This is a genomic window from Enterobacter cloacae complex sp. SHL001 (assembly GCF_049236825.1).
In the GTDB taxonomy this organism is placed as follows: domain Bacteria; phylum Pseudomonadota; class Gammaproteobacteria; order Enterobacterales; family Enterobacteriaceae; genus Enterobacter; species Enterobacter hormaechei_C.
This window is the reverse complement of sequence record NZ_JBMKIP010000001.1, coordinates 864,592-877,940: the sequence shown is the minus strand read 5'-3', so window position 1 is coordinate 877,940 and position 13,349 is coordinate 864,592. Positions and strand designations below refer to the sequence as shown.

At 55.7% G+C, this 13,349-nt stretch carries 13 protein-coding genes; 8 read left to right on the top strand and 5 right to left on the bottom strand.

Annotated features, from left to right (window positions below):
- Positions 1-8 precede the first annotated feature (8 nt).
- From ACOTYH_RS04320 to dcuC, 4 genes are all read right to left on the bottom strand, one after another.
- Entirely contained in the window at positions 9-1,259 is a 1,251-nt protein-coding gene (locus tag ACOTYH_RS04320; protein ID WP_017694322.1) for a PTS fructose transporter subunit IIC, read from the bottom strand.
- 27 nt (positions 1,260-1,286) lie between these two features.
- Positions 1,287-1,610, bottom strand: coding sequence for a PTS fructose transporter subunit IIB (locus ACOTYH_RS04315; RefSeq protein WP_421637572.1), 324 nt, complete (start codon positions 1,608-1,610; stop codon positions 1,287-1,289).
- A 173-nt stretch (positions 1,611-1,783) separates the two neighbouring features.
- Complete coding sequence (gene rna, locus ACOTYH_RS04310) at positions 1,784-2,593, bottom strand: ribonuclease I (RefSeq protein ID WP_421637571.1); 810 nt, start codon at positions 2,591-2,593, stop codon at positions 1,784-1,786.
- Positions 2,594-2,687: 94 nt separating this feature from the next.
- Complete coding sequence (gene dcuC, locus ACOTYH_RS04305; RefSeq protein WP_017382481.1) at positions 2,688-4,055, bottom strand: anaerobic C4-dicarboxylate transporter DcuC; 1,368 nt, start codon at positions 4,053-4,055, stop codon at positions 2,688-2,690.
- A gap of 340 nt (positions 4,056-4,395) precedes the next feature.
- On the opposite strand from dcuC, the gene ACOTYH_RS04300 reads away from it, so the two are divergent.
- The 7 genes from ACOTYH_RS04300 to cspE all read left to right on the top strand — a co-directional run bounded on the left by ACOTYH_RS04300 (position 4,396) and on the right by cspE (position 11,859).
- Entirely contained in the window at positions 4,396-4,797 is a 402-nt protein-coding gene (locus tag ACOTYH_RS04300; RefSeq protein ID WP_032620077.1) for a hypothetical protein, read from the top strand.
- A 54-nt stretch (positions 4,798-4,851) separates the two neighbouring features.
- Positions 4,852-5,145, top strand: coding sequence for a copper-binding protein (locus ACOTYH_RS04295; protein WP_017694319.1), 294 nt, complete (start codon positions 4,852-4,854; stop codon positions 5,143-5,145).
- 11 nt (positions 5,146-5,156) lie between these two features.
- Positions 5,157-6,413, top strand: coding sequence for a TolC family protein (locus ACOTYH_RS04290; protein WP_023303289.1), 1,257 nt, complete (start codon positions 5,157-5,159; stop codon positions 6,411-6,413).
- Positions 6,410-7,609: an efflux RND transporter periplasmic adaptor subunit gene (locus tag ACOTYH_RS04285; protein ID WP_032668737.1), complete on the top strand. Its 1,200-nt coding sequence runs from the start codon at positions 6,410-6,412 to the stop codon at positions 7,607-7,609. Before ACOTYH_RS04290 ends, ACOTYH_RS04285 begins: the two co-directional genes overlap by 4 nt.
- Positions 7,606-10,722: an efflux RND transporter permease subunit gene (locus tag ACOTYH_RS04280; protein WP_421637570.1), complete on the top strand. Its 3,117-nt coding sequence runs from the start codon at positions 7,606-7,608 to the stop codon at positions 10,720-10,722. Before ACOTYH_RS04285 ends, ACOTYH_RS04280 begins: the two co-directional genes overlap by 4 nt.
- Before the next feature lie 161 nt (positions 10,723-10,883).
- Positions 10,884-11,459 carry a lipid IV(A) palmitoyltransferase PagP gene (gene pagP / locus ACOTYH_RS04275; protein ID WP_017382475.1) on the top strand — a complete coding sequence of 192 codons (576 nt, stop codon included), beginning with the start codon at positions 10,884-10,886 and terminating at the stop codon, positions 11,457-11,459.
- A gap of 190 nt (positions 11,460-11,649) precedes the next feature.
- A complete protein-coding gene (gene cspE / locus ACOTYH_RS04270) occupies positions 11,650-11,859 on the top strand; it encodes a transcription antiterminator/RNA stability regulator CspE (protein ID WP_002439184.1) in 210 nt (69 codons plus the stop codon).
- A 219-nt stretch (positions 11,860-12,078) separates the two neighbouring features.
- Here the strand turns inward: cspE and crcB are convergent, their stop codons facing one another.
- Positions 12,079-12,462: a fluoride efflux transporter CrcB gene (gene crcB / locus ACOTYH_RS04265; protein WP_017382474.1), complete on the bottom strand. Its 384-nt coding sequence runs from the start codon at positions 12,460-12,462 to the stop codon at positions 12,079-12,081.
- Between the two features lie 67 nt (positions 12,463-12,529).
- Here crcB and ACOTYH_RS04260 point away from each other — a divergent pair, with 67 nt between their 5' ends.
- A complete protein-coding gene (locus tag ACOTYH_RS04260; RefSeq protein ID WP_421637569.1) occupies positions 12,530-13,318 on the top strand; it encodes a deaminated glutathione amidase in 789 nt (262 codons plus the stop codon).
- Positions 13,319-13,349: the final 31 nt, after the last annotated feature.

Here is a 13,349-nt window from a genome sequence, read left to right as displayed (position 1 = left end):
TCACCCCGTTACAGCGTGTCGATAGCGAGTTTTCCGCGCTTGTGCAGACTGTTACGAATAATCACGACCAACAGCGCGGTGATCGCCGCCCCGACCACAATACTGAGCATGTACGCCCCCAGATTGGTGACCAGCGGCCACGCCCAGATCGCCGATTCAGGGAACCACTGCACGGCACCGAGCGCGGTGGCGGTCATCGCACCCGCGATCGCACCCGCCATATACGCCGGCAGCGTCGCAAGCGGATTTTCCAGCAGGAACGGGATGGCCCCTTCACTGATGCCCATAAAGGCGAGGAACATGGCCGTTTTGCCTTGCGGATAAAGCTGCGGACTAAACAGGCGTTTGCCGGTCAGACGATGGTCAATCAGCGTGGCCAGCCCCAGACCAATGGGCGGAATAACAATCGCCACGGCGCGGGAGGTGATGGGCAGGACATGATCGGTTGTCAGCCCAAGGCCAACAAATCCCGCCGCTTTGTTAATGGGGCCGCCAAGATCAATCGCCGTGGCCGCCGCCATCCCGATGGCATACATCATGGAGCCCGCCTGACCCGCCGCCAGCAGTACGGTCCGCATACCTGCATTCAGCCAGCCGCCAATCGGCGTGATGATGTAATACATCGCCAGCATCACAAACAGCGCCGAGAGGATTGGGATCAGAAAGGTGCTTTTAAAGGCCAGCAGATACTGCGGTACGTTAATACGGCTATTCAGCCATTTGACCAGATAGCCTGCGGCTATGGCGATAATCAGCGCGCCAATAAACGTGGAGGGCACGGGTTTGGTGGCAAGCCAGGTCAGTTTTTCCGCATCAAAGTTCAGCACCAGCGTCGGCTGCGTGGCGACAAGGCCACCGATAAACCCGGCCGGGAAGGCCAGCTTTCCGCCGATAGAGTTGGCAACAAAGGCGGCAAACATCGGGATGGCGAAGCTGAACAGCAGCCCGCCGAACGATTCGGTCAGATAGCCAAATTTCAATACCGAGAGATTGAAACCGGTGAATTTGCCTGAGTTAAGCGCGTCGAGAATACCGGTATCAGGCGGGATCTCCAGCCAGACGTAGGCGATGAGCTGTGAAATGGCGAGGATAACCCCGCCCATGATAAGCGTTGGCACCATGCGGGATATCCCCGACATAATGTGCTGTGGAAGCTCTTTCCAGAAAGACGCACTGGCGGCAACCGGTGCGGATTTGATGGCAAGTGTGTCACCCTCGTGACTGTCCGGGCGAACCGCGCTGCGTTTTTTAATAGCCATGACGAAAACCCCTGGGTGTGAGGATTATTATTGTTCTGCTGCAATCATCTCTTCGATCTCTTTCAGGGTGCCTGCCGCGTTTTTAATAGCGTCCTGAAGCGTAATCTCATACACGTCGCGCGTTTCGAAGCGCTCATTGTCTTCCGGGGTGATCGCGATGGCGTGGATAATAATGTCAGCGTCGGCAATATCCTGCGGGGTCAGGCGATTCTGGATCCCGTCCGCGCCCTGGGTTTCAATTTTTACCTCATAACCGGCTTCCGTCGCCGCGTATTCCAGCGCCTGGGCTGCCATGAAGGTATGTGCCAGGCCCATCGGGCAGGCGCACAGTGCAATCAGTTTTTTAGCCATGTGAAATTCCTCCTGTAGTTAACGCCATGATTATGGCGGGGAGGTTTCAGTGATGTTTACCGGATTAATAATGCTTTTGCTGGAAAAATGATGCGTGTGAGCGGAAGTGTGAGGTTAATCGTCATATCACGGAAATCAATGAAAAACCGGGCAAAAAGGTGCCCGGCGCAGCATCAGTAACCGGCTTTATCAATGACAAACTGTTTGCCGCAGTTGCCCGGATGCGGCTGTGGCGCAAAGGAGCCGGCAGAGAGCGGGTTGTTGATGGTGCTGGCGTTCAGCGAGATCTGCATCTCGGTCAGATAAGTCGGATTGCCGTGGCAGGTAAGCTTGAACGCTTTTACGCTCTGTTTCCCCCAGCTTTTGGCCACGGCTGCATCGAAGTCGCTGCGGCGGACGGTTTTGCCATAATTTTCCGCCAGAAATTTTCCTGCCGCGCTGTGCTTCACTTCCTGGTTCATGCGCACCATGGTGCCGAAGTAAGCGTCGGGATCAAAACCAAAGCAGACGCCGTGTTTCGCGTATTCATAACGTTCAAGGCAGGAGTTGCCGCCCGCGCCGGGCATCACGCTGTTCAGTTTCGCCGCGCCGGTTAGCGATAGTCCGGTCTCTGCGGCGTCACATTTGCGGCTGGCTTTTGCTTCCGGCATATTCGGAACCGGACGAGTGGCACAGCCGAAGCGCATCCAGCGGCGTTCATCCACTCCGCGAGCGGCAATAGATTTCGGCAGCGCGGGCCATAAGCCGTGGACGGTCAGAAAATCGGTTTTGTTGCTGCTCTCTTTTTGCAGGCGACACTCTTCCGGTTCGTCACGGTTACGTTCGACCATGCTCTGGCAAAATCCGGTTTGCCAGGAAAGGGCCAGAACGTAGCGATCGAAATCGCCGTACTGGGTTGGCTTAAGCGGATCTGCCTGAATTGAGAAGACACAGAGTGCAAGCGCTACTGCGCCAGACGGGATAACGATATCCTTCCTGAACATTTGCTTTCCTGATTGGTTGGGCGCGATTAATTTCTGGGGGTTATTAAAGCACAAAAAGCGCCCGCAGGCGCTTTTTGGAAATCAGGAATTTCGCTTAGGCAGCGCCGGGAACCAGCACTTCGGTGGCGATAATAACGATAATCAGGCCAACCAGCACCGGCACTGACGTGCGTTTTACCACTTCAAACGGAGAGATTTTCGCCATCCCCGCAACCGCAACCACCACGCCCGATACCGGAGAAATGGTACGGCCCAGGTTGGAGGCCTGAAGCATCGGAATGGACAGGTAAGCCGGGTTGATGCCGGAGGAGTGCGCCAGCTTAGGGATCATCTCAACAAAGGCGTAGAACGGCGCGTTACCGGAGCCGGTCGTCATCGCCGCCAGCATGGTCAGCACCACCAGCACCAGCATCAGGATAATACTGGCCGAGCCGAACGAGGTGGCGATAGAGATCAGGCTCTGAATAAAGCCGATGGTGCTCAGCCCCTGGGCAAACACCCCCGCGGCAACCAGCAGCATCACCACGCCCGCGAAGGCATCCGCCATACCGCGGAAGGCAACTTCCAGACCCGTGAACACTTTCTGGGTATTAAAACCACGAACGAACTCCAGGATGGCCGCCAGCAGCATACAGATCACCAGGATAGTGATGATGTGCAGCTGCGGGCCCCATTTGCCGTCGAAAATAAGCACGCCAATAATCGGCGTGAAGGGCAGGATGGAATAAAACGCCGGGGCGGTAGTGGTGATTTCGCTGACGTCCATCATTTCGTGGCTGACGTTCTCTTTCTTATCGAGATAGCGCTGCCAGAAGAAATGCGCCACGCCCATGCCGAGAATAGCGGTGATGGAGATCGGCAGTGTGGTTTTGAAGGCGAAGTCAATCAACGACATTTCCGCGGCTTTTGCGGCCAGCACTACGTCACCGGAAGTAGGGGAGAGAATAATCGCCGCCGGAGAGGCGCAAATAGCCGCCGCTGCGCCACGGCTGATCCCGACGTTAACCATTACCGGGAACAACGTTGCCATTAACAGCACGCCAAGGCCCGTTGCTGAGGAAACGGCTAATGACATCAGACAGGCCAGGAAATAGGCCGCGACCATCAGCAGATAGGGGGAATTAATATATTGCAGTGGCTTAGAAGCCAGCTTTACCACCATATCATTCGCGCCGATATGGGTCATATAGGCAGCAAATCCGCAGAGCATCATGATCATCATGCCCAGATCGCCGCCGCGGCTCATCAGCAGAATTTTTATATATTCCACAATATCGGTAGCGGTATATCCGGTGCTGGCTTCGCTGGCGGGTAAAACCTGATGACCCATTAGCGCGCTAATGATCAGCAGCGTCAGGCCGCCGACAAATAGCACGCCGGTGGCTGAGTAACCTTTAATGATGTAGCGTGCTACACCAACAATGACCACGACTCCAATGAGGAGTTCGAGAAAAGTAAGCATGATTTCCCCTGTATCCTTGCTGCCCGAGAGACAAATAATCAATAAAAAAGAAGCTGAAATGTGCCGAATAAATGTCCAGTCCTTGCTGATTAAAATCAAGAAAGAGACTACTAAAGGCACTGATGACGATATTTTTGCTAACCCTGCGTCATTTATATTAAGACGTTATTGACCTGATGAATAGATATTATATGTCATTAAAATGATGGTGAAGTGTTAAGGTTTTGAGTATTACTTGCCGACAATCGATTTAAAACGTAAATCTCTTTAAAACCACTTCTCTTTCATTCTTTTGCCTGCTTATACTCGGTTCACTTTTACCCTATCCGACGATCTGAATATGCACGCCAGCTGGACATATCGCCTGCGCTTTATCAAAAAACATCTGCTGATGTTTTTGCTGGCGTTTGGCTGGCTGTTGATCCAGAGTCAGGTGGCCGTCGCCTCCCATCAATGTTCAATGGATTTGCGCGGCGAGGTGGCCACTATCCAGCACATGGAGATGATGGCGCAACCGGGGCCGCATTATGCTGCCGGTGCTTCACCGCTGTGTGAAAAGCATTGTGTGCCGGATCAGGTACAAAAAGATCCTGCCCAGCCGCATCTGGTGGCGCTGCCTGCCGCCATGACCCTGACCTTAACGACCCCAGAGTGCTCGTCTGCAAGCCATTCTGCGTGGTCCGTTACCCCTCCTGCTGTGGGGCCGCCGGCAACGATCCGCTACTGCCGGTTTCGGGAGTAAAAACCTGTTAATTCGTTGATTTTTATTTACTTAACGTTTAACAGGAGTTTTATCATGCGTACTATATTCCTTTCCGCGCTGGTTGGCGCGTCCGTCTCTTTCGCTTCTTATACCGTTCAGGCAAACCAGACCTGGCAGGGCCACGGCGTGGTTCAGTCGATCTCTGACAGCGCCGTCATGCTCCGGCACGAGGCCATACCGGAACTAAAATGGCCAGCAATGACCATGCCGTTTACTTTATCTGCCGGCGCCACGCTGAATGACGCCAAACCAGGGGATGAAGTGACCTTCACGCTTGAGCGTGCGGGTGACGGTTTCCAGATTATCTCGCTGACGCCAGCACGCTAAGCGAGGTCACCATGAAACAACACACACTGAGCCTGTGGCTCGGTGGGGTGTTGTTCGGCCTGTTAACCTCCGCCGCGCAGGCGGAGCCGTGGACGCTCGAACACACCCTGACCGAAGCCCAGCGCTACTCGGCAGAACTCTCCGCCAGCCGTAACGAAGCGCAGGCGCTGGATGCGATGGCGGATTCCGCCACGCAATTACCTGACCCAAAACTGAAATTCGGTATCGAAAACGTGCCGGTACAGGGCAGCAACGATCGGCGGCTGACGCGCGAAGGGATGACCATGCAGAAGGTTGGCATCATGCAAAGCTACGTCAGCTCAGAGAAGCGGGAACGTAAAGCGCAGACCTTTCAGGCGCAGGCGCGAAGCGTGCTGGCAAAATCCGAGGCCGTCCGCGCCGCGCTTCAGCGTGATACCGCCCAGGCCTGGCTGGATCTGGCGCTGGCCCAGCAGGCGCTGAACACGGCCAGAACGCTGGTCCGCGAAACGGAACGCCAGCGGGGCGTGCAGAAGGCGAGCGTCGGGGCGGGAAGCGCCACGCCGGACAGCGTACTGGCCCTGCAAATGATCCTCAGCGCCATGCGCGACAAAGAGACGCTGGCGCAGCGGGATGTGCAGCTGGCGCAAAGCCGTCTGCTGGAGCTTACGGGGCACGCGATTACGGCGGTTCGCGGTCCGCTGCCGCGCTATCAGCGTCTTCCTGCCGATGAAAAAACGTTGCAGGAGGGGATCGTCAGGCACCCGGAAGTGGAGGCCGCACGACGTGAAGCCGAGACCGCGAAAGCGCGTTCAGCGCAATCTGCCGTGGCGGCGATACCTGATGTGGATGTGGAGGTCTATTACGCCCACCGCGCCGAAGGCTATGACGATATGGCTGGCGTGATGTTCAGCGTGGATCTGCCTTTGTTCCAGTCAAAACGTCAGGACAAGGATTACGCCGCCGATGTTTCCCGCTCAATGCAGGCGGTGGATCAACTCACGCTGCTCAAACGCGAACACATTGCCCAGGTGCAAACGCTGGTGGCGCAGTATCAGGCTGCGCAAACGGTGTGGCAGCGACAGCGGGACGAGGTACTACCGTTGCAGCGTCAACGGCTGGCGGTACTGACGGCGCAATATCGCTCTGGACAGTCGGCGCTTCCGGCCCTGCTGGAGGCGCGTCGTGGCGTACTGGATACGGAACTGGCGGTGAACCAGGCGGAGCGCGAAATGGCGCGAACCTGGGCTGCCGTGAACTGGCTGATCCCGCAGGAGCTGGCGCAATGAAAAAAACAACGTTAATGGCGATTGCCATCGCGATAGCTGCCGCTGGCGGCTATTTTGTCGGAAAGAAGCAGACGCATCAGCCGGCTGCGGCTGCACAACCCTCTGAACGTAAGGTGCTTTACTGGTACGACCCTATGGTGCCCGGTCAGCGCTTCGATAAGCCGGGTAAATCCCCCTTTATGGATATGGATCTGGTCCCGCGCTACGCCGATGAAGCACAGGCGGCGTCAGGCGTGGTCATCAGCACTCAACAGCAGCAAAACCTGGGGATGAAAACCGCCAACGTTGAGATGCGCCAGCTGGTTTCGCCGTTCTCGGCCTTTGCCACGGTTGCAACGGATGAACGTAACGTCTCGGTGGTGTCAGCCCCGGCCAATGGCGTGGTGTCAAAATTGTTTGTTAATGCGCCACAGCAGCAGGTGAAAGCCGGAGAGGCGCTGGCGCAACTGTGGATCCCGCAATGGACCACCGCCCAGCAGGAGTATCTCGCGGTTCGTCAGCTTGGCGATGCCGCATTGACCCGCGCCGCACGCGAGCGGCTGGCGTTGCAGTTTATGCCGGAAGAGGTCATTCGTTTGCTGGAGCGTAGCGGTAAGCCGCAGACCACGCTCACCCTGCGCGCTGACCGGGCGGGCTATGTGGTGAAGCTGGACGTGCGGGAAGGGGCGCAAATCACCGCAACGGCGCCGCTGTTTGAGATCGCCAGCCTCGATCCGGTCTGGCTGGTGGTCGACTACCCGCAAACGCAGGCGCAGTCTCTGGCAGTGGGCAGCAACGTGGTAGCAACGTCAGAAAGCTGGCCGGGGGAGCAATTCCACGGCACGGTCAGCGAATTGCTGCCGCAGATGGAGACGACCACGCGAACCCTGAAAGCCCGTATCGTGCTGGAAAATACCGCACATAAGCTTAAGCCAGGCATGTACCTCTCCGTCAGGCGTGCGGAAGAGATGAAAGGCCCGCCGGTGCTGGCGGTGCCGGAAGAGGCGGTGATTAACAGCGGAGAGTCTGCGCGTCTGCTGCTGGCCACCGGGGACGGTTATTTCCAGCCTGTGACGGTGACAACCGGCCTGACGGCGCAGGGCTGGACGGCGATCCTGTCCGGGGTCAAAGAGGGCGATAAGGTGGTGACGTCCGGGCAATTCCTCATTGATTCCGAAGCCAGCCTGCGTAGCGTGATGCCGGAGGTGACGCCATGATTGCCGCTGTGATTCGCGCCTCGTTGCGTAACCGCCTGCTGGTGATCCTGGCCGCGCTGATGATGGCCGGCTGGGGCTGGTGGGCGGTGCAGCGCGCGCCGCTGGACGCGTTGCCCGATCTGTCTGATGTGCAGGTCATTATCAAAGCGAGTTACCCCGGAAAAGCGCCGCAGGTGATTGAAGATCAGGTGACCTGGCCCCTGACAACCTCCATGTTGTCTGTGCCGGGAGCTAAAACCGTGCGTGGTTTTTCAATGTTTGGTGACGCTTATGTGTATGTGCTGTTTGAGGATGGCACCGATCTCTACTGGGCGCGATCCCGGGTGCTGGAATATTTAAGCCAGGTACAGGCGCAGTTTCCGCCAGGCGTGAAGGTGTCGCTGGGGCCAGATGCGACGGGCGTGGGCTGGATCTACGAATATGCGCTGATCGACCGTAGTGGAAAACACAGCCTGGCAGATCTGCGGGCCCTTCAGGACTGGACGCTTAAGTGCGAGCTTAAGACGGTACCGAATGTATCTGAAGTGGCAAGCATTGGCGGAATGGTGCGTCAGTATCAGATCGTGGCGGACCCGGCGAAGATGCGCGCGCTGAATATTACCCACAGCCAGCTATCGGGCGCGGTGCAGGCCGCCAATAAAGAGAGCGGCGGCGCCCTGCTGGAGATGAGCGAAGCGGAGTATATGGTGCGGACAACGGGCTATTTGCGCTCGCTGGAGGATTTTCGCAATGTGGTGATCGCCACCCGCGATGGCGTACCTGTCCTGCTGAAAGATGTCGCCACCATTGGCATTGGCCCGGAGATCCGCCGGGGCGTGGCAGAGCTTAACGGTGAAGGGGAGGTCGCTGGCGGCGTGATCGTGATGCGCTACGGGCAGAATGCGCTGGAAACGCTTCGTGCGGTAAAAGCGAAACTGAGCGAGCTGCAAAAAACGCTGCCGCAGGGCGTCGAGATTGTTCCGGTCTACGATCGTTCCACGCTGATTGAGGAATCGGTCAAAACGCTGACGCACAAGCTGCTCGAAGAGTTTGCCGTGGTGGTACTGGTGTGCGCGCTTTTCCTGTTCCACCTGCGCTCCGCGCTGGTGGCGATGGTCTCTCTGCCGCTGGGGATCCTCGGTGCTTTTGTGGTGATGCACTATCAGGGCATTAACGCGAATATGATGTCGCTCGGCGGGATCGCCATTGCCATCGGGGCGATGGTGGATGCGGCAATTGTGATGATTGAAAACATGCACAAGGTGCTGGAGCAGTGGCGGCATGATAATCCGGGCAAGGAGCCCGCGCCGGGGGAATACTGGCGTCTGGCGGAAAAGGCGGCGGTTGAAGTGGGACCAGCGCTGTTTTGCAGCCTGTTAATCATCACGCTGTCATTTATACCGGTTTTTTCGCTGGAAGCGCAGGAGGGGCGAATGTTCTCGCCGCTGGCGTTCACCAAAACCTGGTCGATGGCCGTGGCCGCCGGGCTTGGGATCACCCTGGTGCCGGTGCTAATGGGCTTTTTCATTCGCGGGAAAATCCCGGATGAGAAGGCAAACCCGATCAACCGCCTCCTGATCCGCCTGTATGAGCCGCTGCTGGACAAGGTACTGACCTTCCCGAAAATGACGCTGGCACTGGCATGTCTGCTGCTGATCGCCACGCTCTGGCCGCTGAGCCGCCTGGGCAGCGAATTTATGCCGCCGCTGGATGAAGGGGATTTACTCTATATGCCCTCCACGCTGCCGGGGATCTCTGCTCGCGAGGCATCGCGGCTGCTTCAGCAGACGGACCGCTTGATCAAAAGCGTACCGGAGGTCGCGAGTGTGTTTGGCAAAGCCGGTCGCGCGGAGTCGGCAACCGATCCCGCGCCATTAACCATGCTGGAAACAACCATTCACTTTAAGCCCCGCGAGCAGTGGCGGCCAGGAATGACGCCGCAAAAGCTGGTGGAGGAGCTCGATAAAACCGTGTCGCTGCCGGGTATTGCCAATGTGTGGGTGCCGCCTGTCCGTAACCGCCTGGACATGCTGGCAACCGGGATCAAAAGCCCTGTCGGCATTAAGGTGAACGGCAATAATATTGCCGACATTGAGCGCGTGGCCCGGCAGATTGAGCAGGTGGTGAAGGACGTTCCTGGCGTCTCCTCTGCGCTGGCGGAGCGTCTGGAAGGCGGGCGCTACGTGGATATACGTATCGACCGGCAAAAAGCGGCGCGCTACGGCGTTTCCGTCGATGAACTGCAAAGCCTGGTCTCCACGCTGGTCGGGGGTGATAACATTGGCGAGGTGATCCTGGGACGCGAGCGGTATCCCATCAACCTGCGTTATCCCCGCGATTTGCGTGATAACGTCGACACGTTGCGGGTGTTGCCGGTAGTGACCGCCAGCGGTAGCCAGGTGGCGCTGGGGGAATTGGCCGATATCGTCGTGACGGAAGGCCCACCGATGCTAAAAAGTGAAAACGCGCGCCTTTCCAGCTGGATCTACGTGGACTTGCGCGGGCGCGATCTGAAGTCCGCCGTGGATGAAATGCAAAAACGGGTGGAGGAGAAGGTGGTATTGCCGCAGGGCGTGTCTCTCTCCTGGTCCGGGCAGTTTGAATATCTGGAACGGGCGACCGCGACGCTCAAAATAGTCTTACCTGTCACGCTGATGATTATATTCGTCCTTTTATGGTTAACCTTCAGGCGGATATCAAATGTCCTGATAATAATGGGGACATTGCCGTTTGCGCTTATTGGGGGCGTGTGGTTATTGTGGCTGCTTGAATATAATTTGTCAGTAGCGGGGGCCGTTGGCTTTATCGCCCTTTCCGGGGTGGCGGCAGAATTCGGCGTAATTATGGTTCTTTATTTGAATCATGCGCTCGATAAATATCACAGGCTGGAGCCAGAAGGGGCAAATACGGTGCTGATGCGGGCGATCCACGAAGGTGCCGTGCTGCGCGTGCGTCCGAAGGTGATGACGGTCGCCACTATTATGGCGGGACTGCTGCCCATCATGTGGGGCAGTGGGAGTGGCTCAGAGGTGATGCAACGTATTGCCGCGCCGATGATTGGTGGCATGGTAACGGCACCGTTATTATCGATGTTAGTTATTCCCGCACTCTACAAATTGTTACATCAACGTTAAATATGTCAACTGCATGTGCTTATTCAGGCATGCAGTTTATGTATCCTCAGATTATTCCCAGGAATGGGATGGTAATTAGGAATAACACCCATGCTGTTAAGCGTTCATTCAAGTATTCTGTGTTAAGCTCTGCACCGAATACTAAATATGGTAATGGCATTGTGATTGTACGAATTAAATTCCCCCTGATTTTGTTGTTTATTATTGGGCAGCTATCGTTTGCGTCTGCGGTTAATGCAGACAGCAATACAGCGGATAAAGGCTGGTTCACCACCTTCACGGATAACGTCGCGCAAACATGGAACGAACCTGAGCATTACGATCTCTATATTCCGGCCATTACGTGGCATGCACGTTTTGCCTACGATAAAGAAAAAACTGACCGTTATAACGAGCGTCCGTGGGGGGCCGGCTTCGGTCAGTCTCGCTGGGATGAAAAAGGTAACTGGCATGGCCTGTACCTGATGGCGTTTAAGGACTCCTACAATAAATGGGAGCCTATTGGTGGCTACGGCTGGGAAAAAACCTGGCGTCCGTTATCAGACGACAACTTCCGTCTGGGGCTGGGCTATACGGCAGGGTTCACGGCGCGTGATAACTGGAAATACATTCCTGTTCCGGTACTGCTGCCGCTTGCCTCCATCGGCTATGGTCCGGCAACGTTTCAGATGACCTACATACCGGGTACCTATAACAACGGTAACGTTTACTTTGCCTGGATGCGGTTTCAGTTTTAACTGAATTTTTCTGCTAAATCGGCCAAAAAACGCACAGACATTGAAATGTAAAGGATAAAAATCGAACAGCGAAAATTAACGCGACTTTTGTCACTTTTTATCAAAGATCCGCTGGACAAAACGCCTCACAATTGTTGTACTGATACCCGACACAGCATTTGTGTCGTTTTTTAATGTAAAGGTAATTTTGATGTCTAAGATTAAAGGTAACGTTAAGTGGTTTAATGAGTCCAAAGGATTCGGTTTCATTACTCCTGAAGATGGCAGCAAAGACGTGTTCGTACACTTCTCTGCAATCCAGTCTAATGGTTTCAAAACTCTGGCTGAAGGTCAGCGCGTAGAGTTCGAAATCACTAACGGTGCCAAAGGCCCTTCTGCTGCTAACGTAATCGCTCTGTAATTCAGACGCGTCAGCAAGAATTTCAAAACCCGCTCAATGAGCGGGTTTTTTTCGTTCTGAATCAACCAATAAGATAGATCTTCAGGAAGCTGGCGACGATCGCGACGCTTAGTAATACCATACCCACGCCTGACAGAGTTTTTTTCATGCTATCACCCTCGTTCAATATTGAGCCAAGAGTGACAGAGAAAAATTAAGCCAACATTAAGGTTGCCGCGCTTAATGTCCGCTGGCGGAGGAAAATAACCAGAATGCGATCGCAGTCATCGCAAACGAGCCAAGCATGTTAACGGCAATGTTGGTCAGCGCCCAGCCCATCCGGCCTTCCTGAAACAGAAAGACCACCTCCGCAGAGAAGGTAGAAAACGTTGTTAAGCCGCCGCAGAAACCAGTTGTAATCAGAACCTTCCACATAGGGTCGATGTTGGTCATGCGATTAAACCAGGCCAGCCCCATCCCAATAATAAACGCCCCGATCAGATTTGCCGCCAGTGTCCCCATCGGAATGGCCTGATGCAAAGGGTTAAACCGCATGCTTAAGAGCCACCGCGCAACGCTACCCGTGCCTCCACCAATAAAAACGGCTATAAGTAGTTGTAACACTGTCAATACCTGCTATTTGCTGTGTAAGTGCGTCGAGTGTAACGCTGTTTTTAACCGGGAGACAATTATGTATGTTGCAGTAGGGCAGTTCGCGGTGACGCCGGACTGGAATGAAAACGCGGAAAAATGCGTCTCCCTGATGGTTCAGGCGAAGCAAAAGGGTGCGTCGTTGCTGGTACTTCCCGAGGCGTTACTGGCCCGTGATGATGGCGATCCAGACCTGTCGGTAAAGTCTGCGCAAACGCTGGAAGGGGCGTTTCTGAAACGACTGCTGGCCGAAAGCGTTGGCAACACGCTCACCACCATCTTGACGGTCCATGTTCCGTCCTCGCCGGGGCGCGCGGTAAACACGCTGGTGGCGATACGTGAGGGTGCCATCGTCGCGAGCTACGCCAAACTTCATCTGTATGATGCGTTCAGCGTTCAGGAGTCGCGCCTGGTCGATCCGGGGAGTGTAATTCCGCCGCTGATTGAGGTCGAGGGTTTTAAGATTGGCCTGATGACCTGCTACGATATCCGTTTTCCCGAGCTGGCGCTGAACCTGGCATTGCAGGGGGCCGAGGTGCTGGTTCTGCCTGCCGCGTGGGTCAAAGGACCGCTTAAGGAGCATCACTGGGCGACGCTGCTGGCAGCACGTGCGCTGGATACCACCTGTTACGTGGTAGCCGCGGGTGAATGTGGTAACAAAAATATCGGGCAGAGCAGGGTTGTCGATCCGCTGGGGGTGACGGTTGCGGCAGCAGCGGAGACGCCTGCGTTATTTCTGACGGAGATAATTTCCGCCCGAATAGCGCTTGCGCGTCAGCAATTACCTGTTCTGCGCAACCGCAGGTTTGCGCCACCGCAATTAATGTGATGTTTTTTTCAACAATGCTTGATTCACCTTG

Bases quoted from the DNA above. Each gene is read 5' to 3' on its own strand.
- ACOTYH_RS04320 (WP_017694322.1), bottom strand. From the start codon at position 1,259: ATGGCTATTAAAAAACGCAGCGCGGTTCGCCCGGACAGTCACGAGGGT.
- ACOTYH_RS04315 (WP_421637572.1), bottom strand. From the start codon at position 1,610: ATGGCTAAAAAACTGATTGCACTGTGCGCCTGCCCGATGGGCCTGGCA.
- rna (WP_421637571.1), bottom strand. From the start codon at position 2,593: ATGTTCAGGAAGGATATCGTTATCCCGTCTGGCGCAGTAGCGCTTGCA.
- dcuC (WP_017382481.1), bottom strand. From the start codon at position 4,055: ATGCTTACTTTTCTCGAACTCCTCATTGGAGTCGTGGTCATTGTTGGT.
- ACOTYH_RS04300 (WP_032620077.1), top strand. From the start codon at position 4,396: ATGCACGCCAGCTGGACATATCGCCTGCGCTTTATCAAAAAACATCTG.
- ACOTYH_RS04295 (WP_017694319.1), top strand. From the start codon at position 4,852: ATGCGTACTATATTCCTTTCCGCGCTGGTTGGCGCGTCCGTCTCTTTC.
- ACOTYH_RS04290 (WP_023303289.1), top strand. From the start codon at position 5,157: ATGAAACAACACACACTGAGCCTGTGGCTCGGTGGGGTGTTGTTCGGC.
- ACOTYH_RS04285 (WP_032668737.1), top strand. From the start codon at position 6,410: ATGAAAAAAACAACGTTAATGGCGATTGCCATCGCGATAGCTGCCGCT.
- ACOTYH_RS04280 (WP_421637570.1), top strand. From the start codon at position 7,606: ATGATTGCCGCTGTGATTCGCGCCTCGTTGCGTAACCGCCTGCTGGTG.
- cspE (WP_002439184.1), top strand. From the start codon at position 11,650: ATGTCTAAGATTAAAGGTAACGTTAAGTGGTTTAATGAGTCCAAAGGA.
- ACOTYH_RS04260 (WP_421637569.1), top strand. From the start codon at position 12,530: ATGTATGTTGCAGTAGGGCAGTTCGCGGTGACGCCGGACTGGAATGAA.